A 24,314-nucleotide genomic window follows, 5' to 3' on the forward strand; every position below is an offset into this window, starting at 1 on the left:
CATTGTCGTCAAATCAGATTACTATAATTTATAAAAGCGAATCCAGTCAGAGGTCTGCATGTTGTTACCCATTATCATCTCGCTAATTGTAGCCCTGGTGATTATTGCTGTTGTCGTCAACGTTGTGCAACAACATAAAGAACGGATAGCCAGCCTGAAACGTGCTGAATTTACTAAGCTACGCCATTTATTTGATGATACCGAGGAAATGCTGGCCAACACCGCTAATGTCCCTTTCACCCCCGCCATCACCACCATGTTGTTAAAACGCATGGCATTCGCGTTGCGTGCAATGGTAGAGCTGGACCCGGCAACCAGAGAGCTGAAGCAACGGCTGAAGGAAATTGAAACCCGACTGAACGAGCCGGTTAATACTGATGCAGCAAACACAGATTCTGTTACTTTGCCTGATAATGACCAGCAACTTATCGGGTTGATCAGAGGCATTAAGAAATTACGCACCACCTTACGTAGTGAACATGCCAGAGGCAATATTGATACATCTACCGTCATTGCCGAAGACAAACGTTTAGAGGTCCTGCAATTAAGAATTAATGTTGAAAGCCAGATTAAGCGGGGCAAGCAAGCCCGCAGTAATAACATGCTTGGCTCCGCCCGCCAGTATTTTGAAAAAGCACTAACCTCATTAAATGGCAGTAGCCATCAGGATGAATACGTGATCAGTCGTAAAGCCGAAGTGGTGCAAACCCTTGAAGATATTGCCACTGAACTTAAAGCCGGCAATTTACGTGACCGGGAAAAGAAAGAAGAAAAAGAAAACAAAGATATTGATGAGCTGTTTGCGCCCAAACGAAAATGGTAAAAAAATGGCACCGTGCGGTGCCATTTTTTTAGCTACATTGTTTATTTTGCAGCCGGCTTATCTTTAGTTGAAACCAACCATTTACCGTTTTCATACCAGGCTGCCCAACCCGTTGCTTTGCCGTCTTTCTCAGTCATGACATATTGCTGCTTGGTTTTGCGGCTCCAGCGCACAATACTGGGGTTACCCTCTTTGTCTTTTACCGGAGCATCGGCAAGGTAATAAAACTTAGGTGAAATCCGTTCTCGGAACATTTTGAGCTCACTGACTAATGGCGCTCTGGTTTCCCGTGATTTAGGAAAGGTAGATGCAGCAAGAAACAAGCCTGCAGCACCATCTCTGAGTACAAAATACGCATCAGATTTCTCGCACTTTAATTCAGGCAAATGTACCGGATCTTCTTTTGGTGGTGCCGCTTCACCATTGCGTAACAGCTTACGGGTATTTTTACATTCGCTGTTGGTACAGCCAAAGTATTTACCAAAGCGGCCCGATTTTAACTGCATATCGCTACCGCACTTATCACATTCGATTAGCGGCCCTTCATAGCCTTTAATCTTAAAGTTGCCGGTTTCCAGTTCATAGCCATCACATTCCGGGTTGTTACCACAGACATGAAGCTTGCGCTGCTCGTCAATCAGATAACTGTCCATTGCAGTGCCGCATTTAGCACAGCGTTTTTTCGAGCGCAATGCTTCTGTTTCAAGCTCGTCTTCATCGGTTACTTTTACCGCTTCATCACCCGGCAACAGGTTCATCGTGGTAGTGCAACGCTCTTTCGGTGGCAAGTTATAGCCAGAACAGCCCAGAAATACCCCGGTAGAGGCAGTACGGATCCCCATCTTACGGCCACAACTCGGGCAGTCGATATCGGTTAGAACAAACTGGTTGGCGCGCATGCCACCTTGCTCCGGTTCCTGCTCAGCCGTTTTCAGTTTGTCGGAAAAACCGGTATAAAAATTATCCAGCTCTTTACGCCATTGTTTTTGCCCTTTGGCAATATCATCCAGGGTTAGCTCCATATTGGCAGTAAAGTCGTAATTCATTAAATCATCGAAATTCTCAACCAGCCGATCGGTAACAATCTCACCCATTTTTTCAGCATAAAAGCGCTTGTTCTCAATCCGGACATAGCCCCGATCCTGAATAGTAGAAATAATAGCTGCATAAGTAGAAGGCCTGCCAATGCCCCGCTTTTCCAGCTCTTTAACCAGACTTGCCTCACTAAAGCGGGCGGCCGGCTTTGTGAAATGCTGGGCACTGTTTAGTTGTTGCAGCTGCAATTGCTGACCTTGTTTCACATCGGGCAGCTCGTTGTCTTCTTCGCCTTTGCGCTTAACTGCCGGCTGCACTCTGGTCCAACCGTCAAACCGCAGTACCCGCCCTTTGGCCTTTAATTCGAAATCTGCGGCAGCAACCGTAATATTTGTTACGTCATACTGTGCCGGAGGCATCTGACAGGCGACAAACTGGCGCCAGATTAATTCGTACAGTTTTCTGGCATCGGCTTCCATATCGCTTAAATCGCTGGCCAGCACCGTGACATTTGATGGCCGGACAGCTTCGTGCGCTTCCTGGGCATTAGCCTTACTGCCGTAACTTACCGGCTCAGCAGTAAGGTATTTTTTACCAAATTTATCATTTATATAGTCACGACAAGCGTTGACAGCCTCTGTACTGAGGTTAGTCGAATCGGTACGCATATAGGTGATATGACCTGCCTCATACAGGCGCTGCGCCAGCATCATGGTTTTCTTAACGCCGTAGCCCAACCGGGTACTGGCAGCCTGTTGCAGGGTTGAAGTAATAAACGGTGCCTGCGGTTTACTGCTGCTGGGCTTGTCTTCCCGATCGATCACTTCAAAACGGGCATTCTGTAAGCGTTTTATTGCATTGTCGGCCTGTTCTTTATCAACCGGTTTAAACGTCTTACCGTTTTCGCGAACTACATCCAGCAGCAATGGATGTTGATCATCAGTTAAGGTATCTGCAGCAAGGGTCCAGTACTCTTCCGGGACAAAGGCTTTTATTTCCCGTTCCCGCTCTACCACTAAGCGCACAGCGACAGACTGAACGCGTCCAGCTGATAAGCCCCTGGCCACTTTTTTCCATAACAGAGGCGATACCATAAAACCCACAACCCGGTCCAGAAAGCGGCGGGCCTGCTGGGCGTTAACCTGATCAACATTGACCTGACCTGGTTCAACAAATGCGTTAGTAATAGCTGATTTGGTAATTTCGTTAAAAACAACCCGCTTAAATTTTTCAGGCTGCCCACCGATAATTTCCTGTAAGTGCCAGGCGATAGCTTCTCCTTCACGGTCCAAATCCGTTGCCAGATAAACCGTATCAGCTTTATCAGCCAGGGCTTTCAGCTCCTTCACCACTTTTTCTTTACCAGGCAGAATTTCATAGCGGGCTTTCCAGCCATGCGCCGGGTCAATTCCCATTCTGTCGACCAGCGCTTTATAATCTTTCTCTTCTTTACTCAGGCTTTTATCGGTAGTGCGTGCTTTGTCTTTGCTACTGCTGGTTGGCAGATCGCGAATGTGGCCAACGCTCGACTTAACGACATAATCGTTTCCTAAATATTTATTAATTGTCTTTGCTTTTGCCGGTGATTCGACTATTACCAGTGATTTCGCCATCTTAAAACCTGATTTCCCTAACTGAAGCCGCCTTTTGGCCGCCCTTTTTTAACATATATCCGCAAACCGCAGTTGTGACAAGTGAATAAACTCATTATTATGCAATCCGGGCCATTTTACAGACCCAGCGGCTATTTGATAGCCAACTCCAAAATGAAGCATATAAAAACATAAGCGGCCGCAACAATAATAAAAACAGTGCCCCTTCCAACAGAAGGATATAAAGCAAAAATGAAGTACTTTGAAGCAAATTTCGATGGTCTGGTAGGACCAACCCATAACTATGCCGGCTTGTCAGTCGGCAATGTCGCCTCTTTATCTAACGCTAACAACACTTCCAGCCCAAAACAAGCAGCCAAGCAAGGTTTGCAAAAAATGAAAGCGCTGCATGACCTTGGTTTAGTGCAGGGCGTGCTGGCTCCACAGGAGCGGCCAGACGTGTATACCCTACGCCGCCTTGGCTTTACCGGTTCAGATAGCGACATCATTGCCACTGCGGCAAAACAGGCACCCGCGGTATTCCGAGCAGTGTGTTCAGCATCCAGCATGTGGACCGCTAACGCCGCCACTATATCGCCCAGTGCCGATACTGCGGATAACAAGGTGCATTTCACTCCGGCAAACTTAACCAATAAGTTTCACCGTTCACTTGAGCCTCAGACTACCGGCAGAATATTACAGGCCATGTTTGCTGATCCTACGCACTTTGCTCATCACCAGCATTTACCTGATAACGACCATTTTGGCGATGAAGGTGCGGCAAATCATACCAGATTATGCAGCGACTACGGCAAAAAAGGCGTTGAGTTGTTTGTGTTTGGTCGTTATGCGTTCGATCAGAGCAAAGCAGCACCTAAACGCTTTCCAGCACGGCACACGCTGGAGGCCTGTGAAGCTGTGGCGCGCTTACATGGTTTGAGTGATGAGCACGTCGTCTATATGCAGCAAAACCCTGATGTGATTGACCAGGGCGTGTTCCACAACGATGTAATTGCTGTAGGCAACCAGAATGTATTGTTTTATCACCAGCAGGCTTTTGTTGATACCCAAAGTAAACTTGATGAGCTGAAGCGAAAATTTGGTAACGACAGTGAGCTGTTCCTGATAGAAGTGAATGATAACGACGTATCAGTGCAGGAAGCGATTAACACGTATTTATTCAATACTCAGGTTATTACCCTGGCCAATGGCGAAATGGCTATCATAGCGCCAACTGAATGCCAGGACAGCCCGGCAGTGAGTCATTATCTGGCGGAGCTAACACGTCGCGGCACACCGATAAAGCACGTACACTATTATGATGTAAAACAGAGTATGCGTAACGGTGGCGGCCCGGCTTGTTTGCGCTTGCGGGTGGCATTAAGTGAGCAGGAACGCCAGGCAGTGAATCCACATGTGCTGATGAACGAGCAGTTATTCTCTACCCTCAACAGCTGGGTTGATAAGCACTATCGTGACCAGATTTCAGAAGCCGACCTGGCAGATCCACAGCTGCTAACTGAATCACGCACGGCACTGGATGAACTGACCAAGATTTTAAACTTAGGTTCGGTTTATACCTTCCAGCGCTGAAGGAAAGAGCAATAAAAAAACCGCCAGCTGGCGGTTTTTTTATTGCCTGCTTGATAGCAGGCAATATCACGTCGTTGTCTACTCTACTGAATAGTCGTACAGTCGCCAACCACGCCAAACGGATTACTTGGCGGCGGCGATGTCTCGGTAGTAACGTCTTCACTTGCTACAGGCAACCCATAATTGCGCGAAGCAACATTTTCAGTTCCAGATGCTGTGCCTGAGACTTGTAGGCGAACATCCATCCAGGCACCAACATCTTGCGGATACTGAATGCTAAATACTGCAATGCCGCTGTCATCTGCAGTGACTGTAGCAGGAACGGTAGCGCGGTTACCGGGAGTTATCTGACCATCACCGTTTGTGTCTTCAGATATTTCCAGAATACCATCCAGATTAACGTCTTCATTTGGACAGGTAATTGAGACCTCAGCAGCCCAGTTTTTGAATGCAGCTGGCGGTGTTGGTGACTTAACCCAAATACCTTTTGAATAGCTTAACGGAACTACTGCGACGTTTAACTGTTGATTTGGCACAGGGTTCCCCGAGCTATCAGTTACTATAACTGAAAATTCTTTTGAATAAGTGCTGTCGTTTGGTTTAGTAATTACGTTCCCCGTACCAAAACGGAAAAATAATGTTCTGCGACCGATAGCTATATCAGTTTCACCAACAACAGAATCGTCAGCGGCCAACGCACCTTTGACAACCAGATTAAGCCCGTCAACACCCGCACCTGTAGCACTGTCAGCAGTAAACACTGTTGATGCTACCCCCTGAGAGTTGGTACGAGCTAAAACCGCGCTAAGTTGACCACCAGCAGCATTATCCAATGTGAACACAACGTTCTGGTTTTTAACCGGATTATTATTTTCATCACGAACTATCGCTCTGACCGCACTAGTCTCACCCAAACCAACCTGAGCCGGGAATGCCTGCACTTCAACCTTAGTTGGCATAGTTGCAACAAATTCAACTATTTTCTGGGCGTTAACACTGCTTTGCGCATCGCCACCCTGAGCCGCTATAGTCGCCAAACCGGCATATTCTGACTGAACAAACACCTCAGCTTCACCACTTGCATCTGTTACTTGCGATACAGATACATTTTCATCAGCCAGGCCGGCCATAGAGGTAGCAATAATACCTCTGGACGTCGCAAAATGAACAGTCTCGCCCGCATTCGGAGATTCATCGATTAACCACTGAATACCAAGCCCTTGCGCAGTATTTAATGGTATTTCCACTACAGCGTCTTCTTCACCGTTCACCTGAGCAAAAACGAAAGTATCCGGGCTTACATTTAACGCTACACTACTTGAGATACCCAGTGCAGTTACCGTCAAGGTATCAACACCGCTGTTTACACCGGTATAACTGAAAGATGCTTTGCCACCCGAACCTGCGGTCTCCGGATTCGTTTCACTTAAGGTATTACCTAATGCTGAAGTGACATCCAGTACAACGCCCTGAATACCATTACCACTTGAATCAGTGACAAAAACATCAATAGTAGCACTATCGTTTAACACTACTGCTGACGGTGCAGCAATTTGAAGATTAGTACCGGCAACATCAATTACCAACTCAGCAGTTTGTTGCTGAACCCTTGCCACTACGGTAATTTCACGATTGTTGCTGTCTGATACAGTTGTCAGCGACGCTTTGGCTATACCATTGGAACCTGTCACAGTGTCAATAACATTGATTTCGCCGGAGTCAGCAGAAAATGTAACCGGTATGCCGGCTAAAGTCACATTATTGGTATCTCTGACCAAAGCACTTAATTCAACCTTGTCAGTTGCTCCGGAGCCAAGCTGTAATTTGTCAGCAATTAAGCGGACACTACCAATAGTGTTATCAACCTGCTCGCCGCCATCACCAGCTGAGTTAAATACTGCACTGGCAGAAACTTCACCAAAGGTTGCAGTAACCTGGCCTGCACCGGACTGGTTACCCACATTAAGTGGGATCGTTGCAACACCATCAGCATTGGTAGATGCTGAACCGGCATCGTTACCCAGTGTAGCAAGCCCTTCACCAGACACTTCAAAACTGATCAACCGGTTAGCAACATTGCCATTATTGGTTGCGGTTAAGGTTGCGGTAACAACCAGAGGCGTGTCTTGCGACAAATTATTTGATTCTGTGCCAGCTGCATTTGTCAGAGTAACAGCAAGCGTGAACACCGGAGTGTTGCCACCTGAACCACCACCGCCGCCACCGCCGCTGTTGTCCAAGGTACCGCCGCCGCCGCAGGCGGCCAGCGATGTAATCATTAATGCAACCAGTAGTTGCCGGATGTTTCGCATGAAAACTCTCCCTAGCTGTTTTTATATATAGTTTTTGTTAATTGCATCTTAAACCATTAATTATCACTACGTCACAGCAATTTTCAAAAAAATTTTTGCCAAGCCTGCCCAATGGCGCTGCAAACTGATAGTCTTAGCCATATTCAGCCCTGAAAAAATATAAAAAACAATGAGCAATAATAGAAAGTTGGGCTTAACCGCCCGCATTGTTATCGGCATGATTGCCGGTATAGCAGTAGGTTTCCTGTTCAAAGCAATATTAGCTGGTCAGGAGGAGCGTGTCCTTTCACTGTTTAGCCTCGAAGTACCCCTGAAAGCCTTCTTCGTCGATGGAATTTTTCATGTAGGCGGCGAGATTTTTATCGCCAGTTTAAAGATGCTGGTGGTGCCGTTAGTATTTGTCTCTTTGGTCTGTGGCACCTGCTCACTTTCTGATACTTCAACCCTTGGCAGGCTTGGTGGAAAGACTATAGGTTTGTATCTGGTTACCACCGCAGTAGCTATTAGTTTAGCGATGACAGCCGCTTTATTGGTAGGACCGGGCAAAGGCGTTGACCGTCAGTCAGATGCCAACTTTGATATTTCTGAAGCGCCGTCACTGGCCGACGTATTTATCAATATTTTCCCGAGTAATCCGGTTGAATCTATGGCTCAGGGCAACATGCTGCAAATCATCGTGTTTGCGGTATTGTTCGGCATTGCAATGGCATTAAGCGGTAAACCAGGTGAACGTTTGGCCGCTGTTTTTAATGATCTTAGCGAAGTCATTATGAAGCTGGTAACGATTTTGATGAATCTGGCGCCCTACGGCGTATTTTTTCTGATGGCAAAGTTATTTACCACCCTCGGGTTTGAAACCATTGTCAGCCTTGCCAAATACTTTGGTGTCGTGTTAGCAGTGCTTATTTTCCATGGTCTGGTAAGTTACAGCGTTATCTTAAAAGTGATTACCGGTTTAAATCCGCTGATTTTTTTACGTAAAATGCGCGACGCTGCTTTATTTGGTTTCAGCACGTCGAGCAGCAATGCCACTATGCCGGTTACCATGGAAACAGTGACCAAAAAGCTGGGGGTAAAAAACAGTATTGCTTCTTTTACCGTGCCGCTGGGCGCCACTATTAATATGGATGGCACAGCTATCATGCAGGGCGTAGCCACAGTGTTTATTGCCCAGGTGTATCTGGTTGACCTTACCGTTGCTGATTACCTGATGGTGATTCTGACCGCAACCTTAGCTTCAATAGGTACGGCAGGTGTGCCGGGGGTAGGCTTAATTATGCTGGCTATGGTATTACAACAGGTGGGGCTGCCGGTTGAAGGCATAGCGTTAATCATCGGGGTGGACAGACTACTGGACATGACCCGCACCGCCGTCAATGTTACTGGTGATGCCATGGTGTCCTGCATAGTTGGTAAAAGTGAAAAACAGTTTGATCAGGCCGTTTTCAACGATTCTGCTGCCGGTGTCAAGGAAGAAAGTGTTGATTTCAGACACCTGAGATGACCCAGGATTAAAAAACAGCAGGCTCTAATTGGCCTGCTGTTTTCAGGTTTAACTCAGACCGCCAATTAATTTAACGCTGCCAGCTATGTTGCACCAGCTTTTGCCACCAGTGGAATAACACGTTTGCTGAGCCAATACCCACTTTATCAGCCAGACCTTTTTTCAGCTGATAATTTACTTTGTATACCCGGTGTCCGGCAATTTTAGTCATCAGGTAGTCATCACTTGTCTGAATTTCATCAACCAGCTGCAATTCAAGTGCCTGATAGCCAAACCAATGCTCACCGGTTGCTACCCGCGATACATCCAACTGCGGCCGGTGCTGCTGCACAAAAGATTTGAACAAAACATGGGTTTGCTCCAGCTCCTGTTGAAATTTTTGCCTGCCTTTCTCGGTATTTTCACCAAATAACGTAACGGTGCGCTTAAACTCACCTGCGGTAAACTGTTCAAAATCAACATGGTTTTTCTGTAGCAATTTATGGAAATTAGGCAATTGGGCTATTACCCCTATCGACCCTAATATCGCAAACGGTGCAGCAATAATTTTATTACCAATACAGGCCATCATATAGCCACCACTGGCAGCCACTTTATCAACCGCTACGGTTAACGGGATGCCCTGCTGACGAAACCTGTCAAGTTGTGATGCCGCCAGGCCGTAGCCATGCACCACGCCACCACCACTTTCTAAGCGCAGCAGAACTTCATCTTCAGGCTTGGCTACTGCCAGTACAGCTGTTACCTCCTCCCGCAGTGACTCCGTCTCTCTGGCATCCATAGAACCGTTAAATTCAAGTACAAACAAGCAGGGTTGTTCAGGCCCTTTCTTGTTTTCAGACTTTTGCCGGGCTTTCTGCCATTGCTTAAACGCTTTTTTTTCCATTAAGCGTTGCTGCAGCTCTTCTGTTTGCTGGCGGTAATGTTTACTCAGATCGGTAAACTCTAAGTTGCCTTTCTTCGCTTTGGGCTTGTGGCTGGCATTTACTATAATGCCTATTACCATGGCAATCGCGAACACAATAGTTGCCGCCTTCGCCAGAAACATGCCGTATTCCGTTAAAAATGCCAAAGTTACTCTCCTGTTTTTTGCTTGAGTAAGCGTATTTTATCCTGATTATACAAAAGAAAAAGCCCGGCGCCTGAAGCCGCCGGGCTCTTTATGACACTAAAAGGCTTAGTTTCCGCTTGCTAATACCGCAGGGTTAGAAACTAACAGGCCCTGGCCTCTGTTCAGGAAAAAGGTGACGCTCTGGGTTTGCATTTCCTGAGTTGCCGCCAGACTGGCTGCAGGGCTCAAAATTGAACCATGATCACCCTCGCTGAACCGGGCAATCGCATTGCCGCCGTTCAGTGCAATACCGCCGGCACTGGCAGGTACACCTGCAGCGCCTATAAGCCTGGCCAGTGGCTCAGTACCAGCTAATGGCATTTTACCAGCAGCTAATGCAGCCAACGGATTAAAATAACCGTTTGGAATAACCTGGTCTGGCAGGTTACCGTCAGCATTGCCTACTACTTCAATCATGTAAACCGGCGTTTCACTGTTTACCATACGTTCAGCATAGTTATTAGGGTCGCCGGCATCGGTTACTGTCTGCGCAGCGAATGCAAACTGGCTCAGTGTGGCAGATACCCGGGCCTGCTGGGCTGCATTGGCAGGCTCAGTTAACGTCATTAAATAAGCATTAACTACCGGAGCCGCACATGCCGGGTAAGTAGCAGCAGTTTCAGCTGTAGGTACGCCACAATTAGTATTAGTCACTACATAAGTAACAAAATGCTCAGTCAACGCACCACCGGCGCCTAACATAACACTGGCTTTAATTAATGGTCCGAAGGCGGCAGAATCAAGCAGGAAGTTTGCTACTGCCCCACCCGGCATTGCCAGCGTTGCCGTTTCAACACTGTAAAGTGCATCCAGCATCTCATTGCCGGTACTGGTATTTGCCAGTGCCACCATTGACGTACCCGTTATGCCACCCAGTGAGTGCCCTAAAAATTGTACCCGGCTGGTATCTAACTCAACACCCTGGGCAAAATTCAGTGCTAAACGTAACGCCAGCATATCTGCAATACTCTGGCGTAAATTGTCACGGGTAACCAGTAAATTACTCAGGTTCATGTATACGGTCGCGTTGCCGCTACTGGCATTTAACTGACCAAAGCCCCGATCACCATGTAACGGATGGTCAATTGCCACAGTTGCAAAACCCTGAGACGCAAGCGTGCCGGTAATGGCCAGCATATCACTGCGACGCGAGGTGATACCGTGCTGCAGAATAACCACAGGCCAGCCAGCGGCGGGCTTGGTAATAACATTTTCATCCGGCACGGTCATTTGTACATCAACCGTCTGGTAACCGTTAATTTTAGGAATAGTATTAAACTTCGTTAAGTGCCGGGCCGGGTCAACACCTAAATCACGTAACGCACCACCACTAAATGCCTGACAAGCACCATCGTTTTCAGAAACCGGCGTCTCAGGTTTCATTGCTGGTGGAAGTGCTGCAATAATGGCGCCACTGTCACAACGCGCCATCCAACGGGTATTTAATGGCGCAGTCGGATTAGCTTCGCTGGGCATACCTAAGTAATAAGGCAGATCCATGGTTCCTGTGTAGTAGCGGGTAATAGCGAAAGCCGGGTTGGCAGCGAAAGCCGGATTCAGTTGAGATACGGTTAAACCAGTATTGGTAACAACCAAAGGTGACGGGCCGTAACCTGTTGGCGTTGGTGACGCCATTAACTGTTTTAAGGTAGAAAGTACAGCACCCACTGATTGAGTGGTAATTGCAGCGGTATAAATAATATTATCTTTATTCACCCCTTCATCTCTGACCATCACATTTTCAAAGCTGTTAATCACACCCTGTAGTGCACGCTGTGAGTCACTGGCCAGTGGTAATGTATTGATATCCTGCTTTACCAGTTCATAAGTCGTTGACGGTTTAACTGATTCGCCATTGCTGTCCTGCAAAACATTGGTAAGGGCAAGCAAATACGTTGTCGCACTGTCCAATGGTTTTAACGGAATAACTGCCACACTGTTGCCGCGGGCTGCAGTGACAAAGTCCTGGCCGAATACCAACTCTTCAGTTATCTGGCATGCTGCACCGCGAGGCACTGCCGTACAGGATGCTTCTGGCGACATCGGATCGCCCATCAGGGCTTTAAACACTCTGACAGCACCCGGCGTTTGGGCTGAATCAGCATCTAAACTAACCCCAGGCGCAAAACTAAGATCAATGGCAAAAGGGTTCTGGGTAGACCAACCGTCCAATGCACCAAGCGCAGTTTGCGGATTGGTATAATCCGGATTTGCACCACCATCAAGCGTTAAAGTGCCATCTGTTGTGCCCTGAAATAGTAAGTCGTTTGGCACTGAAACCCGACCTGCTGTCGGGTCAAATATCACTCTTGATGCTGGAACTACTGGCCCCTGATCAGCAACTTCCTGTTTTATATCTTCTAAAGAATCACCGCAACCAGCCAGGCCGACCGCTGCCGCAACAGCGATACTAATAGCAAGCTTTTTCATAATGTCTCCCCGTCCTTAACACTTATTTTTTTATTGCAAAGCAAAACCTTGCTTTGCTTATTACGAATTCTTTTTAGTTTAAAGTGGCTGTTCTCTCCGAACAGCTACGACCAGTTAAAGTTAACTCAAAGTCTGTCAGATCGCTAGCGTAAAAATACGGTTGGCAGTAAGAAAGATGCAAAATAGTTGTTTTAAGCGTATGCTTGCGCCGTTTTTCAATGCTAACAGGTTAGATTTTATGAATAACTACCCTATCCCGGCCGGGTCACTGCAGAGTAAAGTTATTTTAGTTACCGGTGCTGGCGACGGCATTGGCCGTTGTGCCGCGCTGACTTTTGCCCGTTATGGTGCAACAGTTATCCTGCTTGGGCGAACAGTAAAAAAGCTTGAGGCAGTGTATGATGAAATTGTTGCTGCAGGTGCTCCTGAGCCGGCCATTGTGCCATTAGATTTAAAAGGCGCAACAGCCAGCCATTATAAAGATATGGCAACAACCATTGAGCGGGAATTCGGCAAACTGGATGGTGTACTGCATAATGCCGGTTTACTTGGCGTACTTAGCCCGTTTGAACATATCAATCTGGCCAGTTGGCAGGACATTATGCAAATTAATGTTACCAGCGCTATGTTGATGACTCAGGCCTTAATGCCGGTTTTAAAAAAAGCACCTGCGGCTTCAGTTGTCTTCACCTCATCAGGCGTTGGCCGCACCGGCCGCGCATATTGGGGACCTTATGCAGTATCAAAGTTTGCGACAGAGGGACTAATGCAGGTTATGGCCGACGAGTACGCCGGTACGTCAGTCAGAGTGAATTGCATTAACCCGGGTGCCACCCGCACCGCAATGCGAGCCAAAGCATATCCGGGTGAAGATCCAATGAACCTGAAAACACCAGAAGAATTGATGGGGTTATATTTATATTTAATGTCTGATGCCAGTAAGTCTGAAAATGGTAAGTCACTTGATGCACAACCAAAATAGATAACCAGCGAATCTGGTAATTTTCCATGATAAAACCGGCATTATCGCCGGTTTTATCACTAACTTCTTCAGCGTTTTTCCAGGATCTCACCGCCGTTAGCCACTGCCCACTCATTCCAGATAGCCACTTTGTTATTAAAATTGCTAATTGCCTGCGCTGTTGCCTCAGCAATGAGTTTGTCGATATCTTTGGCAAACTTTTTATCAACCTTAGCCAGCGGCACAACCTGAATACCACGTTGCTGCAAACCTTTCTTCATCGTATGAGTACGCAGCAACTGCAACTGACCATTCTCAACATAAAAAAACTGGCTATCTTTATTTATCGTTTTAAACTTTGGCTTCACGGGCCGTCTGGAGCTGGCGCTATCTGTACTTTCAGCAACAACAACATCACTGCTTTGCCTATATCCTAATTGCTCCATTGTATAACCCTGAGCTTTAGCTAACTGCTCAAGCCTGGCAATTAATTCAACTTCCTGCTGCCGCTCTGCCAGCACACCATTCAATGTTTCAATAACATCTGTCAGTTTAACCAGTGTCAGCTCTTTAGCTGCTTTCTTTAGCTCTTTTTTATCTAACAATAAAGACATAATTCTCTCCTGTGTATAAAAATTTAACAAAGGATAAGCAATTTAACTGATTAAATAAAGCGACGCAGAGTTTTAACAGAAAGATATAAAATAAAATAACTTATTCTATTCAGCCTCAGTTAAGAATAACTTTATTTCAGCTGTTTTCTGTTCCATTAATGTTGAATCTCCTCTTGTTTCAACATTTAATCTGACAACATTTTCTGTATTTGAAACGCGAAGATTGAAACGCCATGTTCCAAAGTCCATACTTAAACCATCCGTATCATCTACAGCCACAGCCCGACTAGCATAGTGTTCTGCTAATTTAGCAATCACCTGTTTAGGTTGGCCAATACTGAAGTTTAATTCACCGGAGGAGGGATAGTCAGCAATCATTTTCTGAACCAACTGCGATAACTTTTTACCTGATAAAGATAATAATTCAGCAACAAGCAGCCATGGAATCATTCCGCTGTCACAGTATGCAAAATCGCGGAAGTAATGATGTGCACTCATTTCACCGCCATAAATAGCATCTTCAGAACGCATTCTTTCTTTTATAAAAGCATGGCCTGTTTTGCTGCAAACAGCTTTACCATTGTGTTGTTGGCATACCGCCTCTGTATTCCAGTATAAGCGGGGGTCATGAATGATCTTTGCCCCCGGCTCTTTTTGCAGAAAAGCGGCAGCCAGAATACCAACAATATAATAGCCTTCTATAAAATTCCCCTGCTCATCAAACAAAAAACAACGGTCGAAATCGCCATCCCAGGCGATACCAAAATCGGCTTGACAATGACGCACGGCATCAGCTGTCATTTGCCGGTTTTCAACTAACAACGGGTTAGGGATCCCGTTGGGGAAATGACCATCAGGTTGATGATTAATCTTAATAAAATTTATCGGTATTTTATGCTGTATAAAGGCTTGCTCAAGCGCATCAATTACATGACCGGCCGCACCATTACCCGCATTAACAACCAGATTTAACGGTTTAATATTGGCGCTGTTGATATAACTCAGCAAATGCGTAATGTAAGGTTGAAGAATACTTTGTTTTTTATAGCTGGCCTTACCATACTGCCAGGTGTCATTTGCAGTCATCGTATTACTTTGGTTAGCCAAGTCTGCTAAAGCTGACGGCAAAAATAACTCTGCCTGCAGTCGCTGTGCTTCATCGCGGATCGCAAATAAACCGGTATCACCACTAATGGGTCGCGACTGAGCACGAACCAGTTTCATACCGTTATAATCTATCGGATTATGACTGGCTGTTACTTCAATTGCCCCGTCTACTGCCAGGTATTGTGCAGCAAAGTAAACCTCTTCGGTGCCAGTCATGCCCAAATCAAGCACGTCTACACCTTCTGTCAGCAAGCCCAGTGTCAGCGCCAGCTTCAGAGATTCAGAACTAAGGCGGATATCAGCCCCCACCGCTACCCTAGCCGGTTTTATAATTCTGGCGAAGGCCCGGCCAATGCTGTAGGCAATTTGTTCGTTCAGCTCTTCACCCAATTTTCCCCGGATATCGTAAGCTTTAAAGCAGGATAAAATAGCCATCTTACCCCCGGCCATATTTATCAGCATAACGCACAATATCATCCTCCCCCAGATAACTGCCTGACTGAACTTCAATAAGTTCCAACGGGATTTTACCGGGGTTTTCTAACGAGTGAACCACACCAATTGGAATAAAGGTTGATTCATTTTCGGTTACCATAAACTCTTCATCGCCGTTTCTTACCAGCGCAGTGCCACTGACCACAACCCAGTGCTCCGCCCGGTGATGATGTTTCTGAACAGACAGTTTAGCGCCGGGTTTAACCGTAATATGTTTAACCTGATAACGGGTTCCCTGATCGACCGAATCATATTTACCCCACGGCCGGAAAACCTCGCGATGCAAATCAACCTCGGTTCGGCCATAGCTTTGTAACCGCTGCACAATGTTTTTTACCTGCTGAATATCATTTTTATCTGCAACCAACACAGCGTCTTTGGTTTCAACCACAATAACATTGTCTAAGCCAATAACTGCTACCAGCTTTTCTTCGGCGTTAACATAACTGTTGTAGGTTGCTTCTAACATCACATCACCACGACAGGCATTGCCCTGAGCATCTTTTGCCATCACTTCCCATAGCGCATCGTAACTGCCAACATCACTCCAGCCAGCATTCAGTGGTACCATCACCGTGTTGTCGGATTTTTCTAACACGGCATAATCAAGGGAATCGGCCGGGCTGGTGCTAAACGCAGTTTTGTCTACCCGGACAAAATCCAGATCCTGGCTTGCTTCACTCACCGCTAACCGGCATGCCTTAACAATATCCGGCGCAAATTTTTCGAGTTCTGCCAATAAACTACTGGCTTTAAACATAAACATGCCGCTGTTCCAGCAATATTCTCCAGATGCAAGATAGTGCTCTGCCATACTTTTGTCTGGTTTTTCTTTAAATTCGGTTACCGCAAACGTATTTGGCATATCTGCAATACTATTGGTATTGTGTCGAATATAACCATAACCGGTATGGGCACTCACTGGTACAATACCAAAAGTTACCAATTTACCCGCTGTGGCAGCCACCATTGCCTCAGCAACAGCCTGCTGAAACGCGGGAATGTCCTGAATAACATGATCAGCAGCCAATACCAGCAGTACCGGATCTTGTTCTGTCTGAAGTGCCTGAATTGCGGCGATGGCGATAGCAGGTGCGGTGTTTCTACCCACCGGCTCCAGCAAAATACCTGCGTTACTGATTTGTAACTCACGCAACTGTTCAGCCACCATAAAACGATGGTCTTCGTTGCATACCACCAATGGCGGTGCGAGCTGCTCGATACCCTTTAACCGGAGCAGGGTATTTTGCAGCATACTTTTTTCGTTAACCAGGGACAAAAATTGTTTGGGCTTTTTTGCGCGGGACAATGGCCAGAGCCGGGTACCCGACCCACCAGATAAAATAACCGGGATCATTGCTACTCCTTGCGATACTTTCCATAAGAATAAAATAGTTAGCTAAGCTTAGTATAGCCAGCTTTGCCAGCAAACGTCACCCGGAATATTTACATCGATAACAGCTGCACCATTAATTATATGACTGGAATCGGGCTGGTCGGTGCTCATAATTAAGGTAGAATCAGCTATCTTAACGCGACTTTTTTCAGGATAAGTGTTATGCCAAAATTTAAAGAACTCTTTATCAACAATAAAAACTGGGCCGATCGGATAGAACGCGAACAACCGGGCTTTTTTAAGCAATTGTCTGAGCAGCAAACCCCTGAATACTTGTGGATTGGCTGTTCAGACAGCAGAGTACCGGCCAATGAAATTGTCGGGCTGTTGCCTGGCGAGCTCTTTGTTCACCGTAACGTTGCCAACCTGGTATTACATTCAGATATGAACTGTTTATCTGTTTTACAGTATGCAATTGACGTTCTGAAAGTAAAACATATCCTGGTGGTAGGACATTATGGTTGCGGCGGTGTAAAAGCAGCTATGATGAAGCAGCGGGTAGGCTTTGTTGATAACTGGCTGAGAAACGTTAAAGACGTCTATGCGATGCACCGGGAAGAAGTGGACAGCTTCGAAGATGACAATGAACGCCTGAACCGGCTGATTGAACTCAATGTCATCGAGCAGGTTCGTAATTTGTGTCATACCAGTTTTGTCCAGGAAGCCTGGGAGCGGGGTCAGCCACTGGCCATTCACGGTTGGGTTTACAGTTTGCGAAATGGCAGGGTGAAAGACTTAAGGGTCAGTCACTCCTGCGCCGATAAAATAGACGATATATATGCAATGGATCCGCTCGACAACTAGGCCGTGTTGATCATTATTTAAATATAATTTCCTGCGGAGCAACGGGTTGATAGACAGCGCTGTGGCCTTCAACCCATTTGTTATTCTGCAAATAACTGGAACGGACCTGTAAACTGCCGTCTGGCATTATTTTGCTAAGTGATTTTACCTGAGTGATGCCGTTCTGATTATTTTCGACGCTCTCCAGCGCGGTAATTTCACCGCTTTGCGGATTAAATTGCATGGTGCCGTAAGTATAAAAACCAGCAGTGGTGAAATAATAATACGCCAGACTGTTTTTTGCATCGTCCCAGAATATAAATGACTCACCACCATATTCGCCATGGTTTATTGAGTGTACCGTTTTAATTGCCTGGCCGTTCAGTGCCCGGAACCAGTGCGAGCGGTCAATAACTTGCTTGTCACTGCCGGGCTCAGCGAGATTGCCCTGCCAATACTGGCCCAGATACGGCCGGAATACTTCCAGTTTTGGGTGTAAAGTTGGGTTATCTTCGGCTGCCAGAGCAAAACCTGTAAACAGGCAACATATAAAAACTAATACTTTCATTACAATTATCCCGTTTAAGCACGCTAAGAATATGGCTGAAGTATTAAAGATAATCTGCTTAAAGTAAAACCCTGCTTATAACACTACGGTTTTATTGCCATGTACCAGTACCCGGTTTTCTACCACCAGTTGCAACGCGCGGCTTAACGCTGCTTTTTCAACATCCCGGCCCGCCTTAGCCATGTCAGCAGCACTGAAATTATGGTCCACCGTACGCACCATCTGTTCAATTATCGGGCCTTCATCGAGTTGTTCATTCACGAAATGAGCGGTCGCACCAATAATTTTCACACCGCGCTCAAACGCCTGCTGATATGGGTTAGCCCCAATAAATGCAGGTAAAAAACTGTGATGAATATTAATAATCCGATTGCGATAATGGGCAACAAAGTCGGCACTTAAAATCCGCATAAACTTAGCCAACACCAGATAATCGGGTTGATAAGGCGCTATTGTCGCCAAAATTTGCTGTTCATGATCGGTTCTGCTTACTCCGTGATGGCTTATATGGTGGTATGGGATTGCAAATTTGTCAGCCAAAGCACTAAGCTCAGCGTAGTTGCCTACTATTGCTGCAATATCTAACGCCAGTGAACCATCGAACACTTTCATTAGAATATCACCCAGACAATGTGCCTCCCGGGTAACCAGCACTACCACCCGCTTGGCACCTTCACTTAATAAACTACGGCGACTGCCGGTTGGCAACGCCCGGTCTAAATCAAATAGTAAGGTGGTATCATTAAATACGCCTTCCAGAACAGTTCGCATGTAAAACTGCCCGGTTACCGGATCGACATATTCAGTATTGCGGACAATATTCAGTTGATGCTTATAGCAAATATTCGTTATCTGGGCGATCAGTCCTTTCGAATCAGGGCATTCTGTTAACAGGGTTTTTCGTTCCATCTCATACTCTTAAATTAACATGGGCAACGCCAGTCTGGCCTAACATACGTATAGCGTCAAAGCTATTCAGACGGCTATACTACCGCTTGTTGTTTCGTTACTGCAACTGCATAATGCTCCTTTATCAAAGCTCGCTGCGTATTGTTATTAATGAATGCTTTTCAGTTTAATGTTGTTGGCACGATTGAGTCGCCATATAAACAAAAATTTGCTATCCCACGACAGCCCGGGCTCATCCCTGAAGCCAGAGGCAAATTAATACTTGTGCCCCCCTATGCCGAAAATGACATCATCAGGGGGATCGAAAGTTTCAGCCATTTATGGCTGGTGTTTGTATTTCATGAAACCGCGGACAAGGGCTGGTCGCCTCTGGTCAGGCCGCCACGGCTGGGTGGCAACGCCCGCAAAGGTGTTTTTGCCACCCGGGCAACATTCCGGCCCAATCCAATTGGCCTGTCTGTCGTAAAACTGGAAAAGGTTTACCGTCAGCAAGACAAACTGATACTGGAGTTGAGCGGTATAGATTTGCTGGATGGTACGCCTATTTTAGACATTAAACCTTATTTACCCTATGCTGATGCGCTGCCAAACGCGTCAGGGGGATTTGCCGACAGTGCGCCACAAACCATGATGACGGTGAGCTTTAGCGAACATGCAATGGATTTTTGTCAGGCGCAAACGGCTTATCCTGATCTGGCGATACTGATTGAAAAAGTACTGAAACAAGACCCTAGACCATCTTATAAAAAACAGCGTACAACTGAACAACACTATGGTATGTCGTTGTACCAGTTTAATATTAAATGGACTGTCAATGGAGAACACAATCATGTTACTGAAATCTCTCAGCTACCTTAGTTTACTGATGGCTGCAGCCAGTAGCATAGCGATACCGGAGCTACCCGAACCCGTTAGCAACAATAGTGTTGCCAGCACTACAGTGCGCGGAAAAACTTATATTATCAGTGCAATGGGCATTGGCCCTGGCAAGCAAAGCGCTGATTTACACAATAAAATATGGATGCACACCCTGGGAGAATTTGGTTGGTCTGAATTGCCTGTGGTACCCAGCAAGCAACGATTTACTGGTCGCGCAGCGGCCAGTGCTGTTGCACTGAACAATAATTTTTTCATTTTTGGCGGCTTTACCGTCAATGCTGATGGCACCAGGCAAACGGCCACCGACAGCTATCGGCTGGACCCGGTAACCCGGCGTTATACCCGGATCAACGACATACCCGTGCCGGTTGATGATGCCGTTGCCCTGCCCTATCAGAATCGCTATATCTATCTGGTCAGTGGCTGGAGTGACCATGGCAACGTTAATCTGGTACAACTGTTTGATAATTTTACCCAGCGCTGGACCCAGGCGACGCCTTTCCCGGGCAAACCGGTATTTGGTTTATCTGGCGGTATTATCGACAATAAGTTACTGGTATGTGATGGCGTCGCTATCGAGTACCCGCCGGCGAAACCCCGCAACTTTGTCAGTGAACCCGCGTGCTGGTTGGGAACAATCACCAGCAATCCGAACGAAATAAGCTGGCAACCGGTGCCGCACCCCACCGGCGAAGCCCGTTTCAGAATGGCAGCAGCAGGGACGGAACTGAACGGCGAGCAGGTAATTATTTTTACCGGCGGCAGTAAACTTCCCTATCATTACAACGGAATAAGCTTCAATGGCCAGGTTGTCAGCCCGGATAACAGCGTTTGGATATATTCTGTTGCCACAAAACAATGGCGAACGGCGGCAGACAGTGTCCCGGTGATGGACGCCCGGACATTGCTGGAATTAAATGGCGAATTTTATACCCTTGGCGGCATGCTGCCAGAGCAAAAGGTAACAAATAAGCCAATAAAACATCAGATTCAACTTCTGCCAGAGTAAATGACTTGCTAGAATGACGGCAATTTTCTGACTATTTTCTGAGAGCGGTATGCGCACCAGCCAGTATTTATTATCTACAGTAAAAGAAACCCCCTCTGACGCTGAAATAATCAGCCATAAACTGATGCTTCGCGCCGGCATGATCCGTCGCTTAGGCACGGGTATGTTCAGCTATCTGCCTACTGGTGTAAGGGTGCTTCGTAAAGTTGAAGAGATTGTTCGCCAGGAAATGAATAAAGCGGGCGCTATCGAAGTGCTGCTGCCAATGGTGCAACCTGCTGAGTTGTGGCAGGAATCTGGTCGCTGGTTCAGTATGGACGCGGAGCTTCTGCGTTTTCAGGACCGCCATCAGCGTGACTATGTGCTGGGGCCGACTCATGAAGAAGTGATCACCGATCTGGTTCGCCGGGAAATTACCAGCTACAAGCAATTACCGTTGAATTTGTATCAAATTCAAACTAAATTCCGCGACGAACGCCGGCCGCGTTTTGGCGTAATGCGCGCCCGCGAATTTATTATGAAAGATGCGTACTCTTTCCACCTGAGCCAGCAAAGCCTGCAACAAACCTATGACGCGATGTACAGTGCTTATTGCAATATCTTTAACCGGTTAGGGCTGGATTACCGGCCCGTGCAGGCAGACAGTGGCGCTATTGGCGGCAGTGTTTCCCACGAATTTCATGTACTGGCCGAGTCTGGCGAGGACGCTATCGCTTTCTCAGACAGCAGTGATTACGCTGCGAACATCGAAATGGCTGAAGCACTGGCACCTAAAGGCGACAGGGCGGCACCGGCATCAGCACTAACCGAAGTTGCTACTCCTGACGCAGGCACTGTGGCGGAGGTAGCTGCGCTACTCAATGTTGCAGAAGCAACTATTGCCAAAACGTTATTTGTACTGGCTGAACCTGACGAAAAAGGCGTGCAACAGCTCATTGCTTTAGTACTTCGTGGTGACCATGAGTTAAATGAACTTAAAGCCGAAAAACTTGATGGTGTTGCCAGCCCCCTGCAATTTGCTTCAGAGGAGCAGATCCGCACACTGTGTAAGGCAGGCCCGGGTTCAGTAGGACCTGTTGGCTTACAAATCAGAATTATCGCTGATCGCAGTGCTGCCCATCTTGCTGACTTTGTAGTAGGAGCAAATAAGGATGGTTTTCATTTTGCCGGTGCCAACTGGGAGCGGGATATTACGCAGTATCAGGTAGCAGATATCCGTAATATTGTGGCCGGCGACCCGAGCCCTTGTGGTTTTGGTAATCTGATCATTAAACGTGGGATTGAAGTTGGTCATATTTTTCAACTGGGTGAAAAATATTCTAAAGCACTGAAAGCCGGCGTGTTGAACGAAGATGGCAAGCATCAAATTATGACCATGGGTTGCTATGGTGTCGGTGTATCGCGCATTGTCGCCGCGGCAATTGAACAAAACCATGATGAAAACGGTATTATCTGGCCAGATGCTATTGCCCCTTTTCAGCTAGCCCTGATCCCGATGAATATGCATAAATCAGTTCGTATTGCTGAAGTTACCGAACAACTCTACCAGCAGTTATCAGCTGCCGGCATTGAAGTATTATTTGATGATCGCCGGGAGCGCCCGGGCGTTATGTTTGCCGATATGGAACTGATTGGCGTACCGCATACTATCGTGATAGGTGAACGGAATCTTGATAACCAGCAGGTTGAATATAAGAACAGGCGCACAGGGGAAAAAGTGATGCTTGATATTGCCTCTGTTGTCGCTGAGATCCAGCAAAAAATTTCCTGATAGTTTATTTGCCCCCTTTTAGGACTGTGTTTATGCGTGCTTGCTAAACACAGTCTGTTTCGTTAGCTACCTTTATTTTCCAAGCCCTGTTGTTATACCCGATATATAAATTTGATACTGCACAAATTTAAATTAGTTTATTCTAAATTTTAATTGCCAGCTTACTGAAAACACCTTAGAATAAATCGAGTTATAAGCTTATTCCTTTTAGATATATCTGGAGGCGCGGTGCTGGCATTTGTTGGGGCAGTAATTATTGGTTTGAGCCTTGGCCTGTTTGGCTCAGGCGGCTCTATTCTGACAGTGCCGGTATTGCTGTACCTGCTTGGTATGTCTGCTGAATTAGCCATTGCCTCTTCCTTGTTAATTGTCGCAGGTATCAGTTTATTTGGCTCTGTTCACAATGGCATGAAAAGGCTGATTAGCTGGCGCCATGTGCTCTGGTTTGGTGTGCCGGGCATGCTTGGTACCTACGGCGGAGCCTGGGCAGGTACCCTTATCGACAGCCGCTGGCAATTATTGGTTTTTGCGTTGCTTATGATTGTTGCAGCAGTATTTATGTGGCGCAGTAAATTGCAGGACATGATAAGTCTGCCTGATTTTAACAAAACCAAGGTGATAGCTGATGGTTTGCTGGTAGGTGCCATTACCGGTTTTGTCGGGGTTGGTGGTGGCTTTTTAATTGTTCCAGCGTTAGTGCTGTTGGCAGGCTTACCGATTGCTGTCAGTGTCGCTACCAGCTTACTTATAATTGCCATGAAATCCTTTGTTGGTTTTGCTAAATATTACCTGGTGTTTAGTAGTCAGGGACTGCAATTTGACTGGCCAGTTATTGCGTTAATGACAATCGCCGGTATTGCAGGCAGTTATCTCGGTGGCTGGGTTGGCCGGCGCTTACCCAAAGAAAAACTACAGCGGGGCTTTGCTATATTTTTAGCGCTAATGGCTATCGTCGTTATCACGCAATCCGTTTTTTAAACTGGCAAAATAGGGGTTAAGGAGCACAGGATGAAAACATCGCAACAATTGATAGCAGAAGCCAGAGCGGCTGTCAGAGAGGTTAGTGTTACTGATCTTGCAGCCTATTTAAATCAGCATCCGGAACCAAGGCTTATTGATGTACGGGAACCGGCAGAGTTTAGTCAGGGCCATATTTTTGGTGCAATAAACTACCCAAGAGGGGTATTGGAAATGCAACTGGCCAATCATCCGGCTGTCGCCGCCAGTGGCTGCGCTGCAGATGTTGCTTTAGAACAGTTGGCCAGTGCTCCATTATTTCTGATTTGCCGATCCGGCGGCCGCTCCGCTCTGGCAGCAGAGTCATTGCAGCGCATGGGCTTTACTAAGGTTTACTCGGTAGCGGGTGGTATGCAGGACTGGCATGCTGCAAACTTTGCAATACAAACTACAGAATCAAAATAG

Annotated in this window: 19 protein-coding genes; 10 read left to right on the forward strand and 9 right to left on the reverse strand. The window is 46.6% G+C overall.

All coding sequences use genetic code 11. The annotated features are described in order from the left end of the window. The first annotated feature begins 58 nt into the window (after window positions 1-58). Entirely contained in the window at window positions 59-823 is a 765-nt protein-coding gene (locus tag KQY15_RS02565; protein ID WP_217666922.1) for a hypothetical protein, read from the forward strand. Between the two features lie 41 nt (window positions 824-864). Here the strand turns inward: KQY15_RS02565 and topA are convergent, their stop codons facing one another. Further along, on the reverse strand, window positions 865-3,471 hold the full coding sequence (gene topA / locus KQY15_RS02570; protein WP_217666924.1) for a type I DNA topoisomerase: 2,607 nt from the start codon (window positions 3,469-3,471) through the stop codon (window positions 865-867). 231 nt (window positions 3,472-3,702) lie between these two features. Here topA and astB point away from each other — a divergent pair, with 231 nt between their 5' ends. Continuing rightward, window positions 3,703-5,043 carry an N-succinylarginine dihydrolase gene (gene astB / locus KQY15_RS02575; protein ID WP_217666926.1) on the forward strand — a complete coding sequence of 447 codons (1,341 nt, stop codon included), beginning with the start codon at window positions 3,703-3,705 and terminating at the stop codon, window positions 5,041-5,043. A gap of 83 nt (window positions 5,044-5,126) precedes the next feature. Here astB and KQY15_RS02580 read toward each other — a convergent pair whose 3' ends face one another. Continuing rightward, complete coding sequence (locus tag KQY15_RS02580; protein WP_217666928.1) at window positions 5,127-7,355, reverse strand: Ig-like domain-containing protein; 2,229 nt, start codon at window positions 7,353-7,355, stop codon at window positions 5,127-5,129. A 169-nt stretch (window positions 7,356-7,524) separates the two neighbouring features. On the opposite strand from KQY15_RS02580, the gene KQY15_RS02585 reads away from it, so the two are divergent. Next, window positions 7,525-8,859, forward strand: a complete 1,335-nt coding sequence (locus KQY15_RS02585) for a dicarboxylate/amino acid:cation symporter (RefSeq protein ID WP_217666930.1) — start codon at window positions 7,525-7,527, stop codon at window positions 8,857-8,859. Between the two features lie 70 nt (window positions 8,860-8,929). Here KQY15_RS02585 and sohB read toward each other — a convergent pair whose 3' ends face one another. Beyond that, entirely contained in the window at window positions 8,930-9,931 is a 1,002-nt protein-coding gene (sohB, locus tag KQY15_RS02590) for a protease SohB (protein ID WP_217666932.1), read from the reverse strand. A gap of 105 nt (window positions 9,932-10,036) precedes the next feature. Then, window positions 10,037-12,400: a VolA/Pla-1 family phospholipase gene (locus KQY15_RS02595; RefSeq protein WP_217666934.1), complete on the reverse strand. Its 2,364-nt coding sequence runs from the start codon at window positions 12,398-12,400 to the stop codon at window positions 10,037-10,039. A gap of 238 nt (window positions 12,401-12,638) precedes the next feature. On the opposite strand from KQY15_RS02595, the gene KQY15_RS02600 reads away from it, so the two are divergent. Continuing rightward, window positions 12,639-13,382, forward strand: coding sequence for a YciK family oxidoreductase (locus KQY15_RS02600; protein ID WP_217666936.1), 744 nt, complete (start codon window positions 12,639-12,641; stop codon window positions 13,380-13,382). 68 nt (window positions 13,383-13,450) lie between these two features. On the opposite strand, the gene KQY15_RS02605 is transcribed toward KQY15_RS02600, so the two are convergent. The 3 genes from KQY15_RS02605 to KQY15_RS02615 form a co-directional block, all read right to left on the reverse strand. Next, window positions 13,451-13,975, reverse strand: a complete 525-nt coding sequence (locus KQY15_RS02605) for an H-NS family histone-like protein (RefSeq protein WP_217666938.1) — start codon at window positions 13,973-13,975, stop codon at window positions 13,451-13,453. A 105-nt stretch (window positions 13,976-14,080) separates the two neighbouring features. Further along, the gene (locus KQY15_RS02610; RefSeq protein ID WP_308160216.1) at window positions 14,081-15,559 is read right to left on the reverse strand and encodes a phosphohexomutase domain-containing protein; all 1,479 of its coding nucleotides are present in this window, start codon (window positions 15,557-15,559) and stop codon (window positions 14,081-14,083) included. Then, window positions 15,519-16,934, reverse strand: coding sequence for a mannose-1-phosphate guanylyltransferase/mannose-6-phosphate isomerase (locus KQY15_RS02615; RefSeq protein ID WP_217666942.1), 1,416 nt, complete (start codon window positions 16,932-16,934; stop codon window positions 15,519-15,521). The genes KQY15_RS02610 and KQY15_RS02615 overlap by 41 nt, the downstream gene beginning before the upstream one ends. A 201-nt stretch (window positions 16,935-17,135) precedes the next feature. On the opposite strand from KQY15_RS02615, the gene can reads away from it, so the two are divergent. After that, on the forward strand, window positions 17,136-17,777 hold the full coding sequence (can, locus tag KQY15_RS02620; RefSeq protein WP_217666944.1) for a carbonate dehydratase: 642 nt from the start codon (window positions 17,136-17,138) through the stop codon (window positions 17,775-17,777). A gap of 13 nt (window positions 17,778-17,790) precedes the next feature. On the opposite strand, the gene KQY15_RS02625 is transcribed toward can, so the two are convergent. Continuing rightward, window positions 17,791-18,324 (reverse strand): hypothetical protein, encoded by a 534-nt coding sequence (locus tag KQY15_RS02625; RefSeq protein ID WP_217666945.1) that lies wholly within the window; start codon window positions 18,322-18,324, stop codon window positions 17,791-17,793. Window positions 18,325-18,399: 75 nt separating this feature from the next. Beyond that, window positions 18,400-19,233 carry a formyltetrahydrofolate deformylase gene (gene purU, locus KQY15_RS02630; RefSeq protein ID WP_217666946.1) on the reverse strand — a complete coding sequence of 278 codons (834 nt, stop codon included), beginning with the start codon at window positions 19,231-19,233 and terminating at the stop codon, window positions 18,400-18,402. Window positions 19,234-19,383: 150 nt separating this feature from the next. On the opposite strand from purU, the gene tsaA reads away from it, so the two are divergent. From tsaA to KQY15_RS02655, 5 genes are all read left to right on the forward strand, one after another. Beyond that, window positions 19,384-20,091 carry a tRNA (N6-threonylcarbamoyladenosine(37)-N6)-methyltransferase TrmO gene (gene tsaA, locus KQY15_RS02635; protein ID WP_217666947.1) on the forward strand — a complete coding sequence of 236 codons (708 nt, stop codon included), beginning with the start codon at window positions 19,384-19,386 and terminating at the stop codon, window positions 20,089-20,091. Next, complete coding sequence (locus KQY15_RS02640; RefSeq protein ID WP_217666948.1) at window positions 20,063-21,121, forward strand: Kelch repeat-containing protein; 1,059 nt, start codon at window positions 20,063-20,065, stop codon at window positions 21,119-21,121. Before tsaA ends, KQY15_RS02640 begins: the two co-directional genes overlap by 29 nt. Window positions 21,122-21,170: 49 nt before the next feature. After that, window positions 21,171-22,892, forward strand: coding sequence for a proline--tRNA ligase (locus KQY15_RS02645; protein WP_217666949.1), 1,722 nt, complete (start codon window positions 21,171-21,173; stop codon window positions 22,890-22,892). Between the two features lie 228 nt (window positions 22,893-23,120). Continuing rightward, complete coding sequence (locus tag KQY15_RS02650; RefSeq protein ID WP_217666950.1) at window positions 23,121-23,870, forward strand: sulfite exporter TauE/SafE family protein; 750 nt, start codon at window positions 23,121-23,123, stop codon at window positions 23,868-23,870. Between the two features lie 30 nt (window positions 23,871-23,900). Next, on the forward strand, window positions 23,901-24,314 hold the full coding sequence (locus tag KQY15_RS02655) for a rhodanese-like domain-containing protein (RefSeq protein WP_217666952.1): 414 nt from the start codon (window positions 23,901-23,903) through the stop codon (window positions 24,312-24,314).

Source organism: Arsukibacterium indicum (assembly GCF_019100565.1).
Lineage (GTDB): Bacteria > Pseudomonadota > Gammaproteobacteria > Enterobacterales > Alteromonadaceae > Alishewanella > Alishewanella indicum.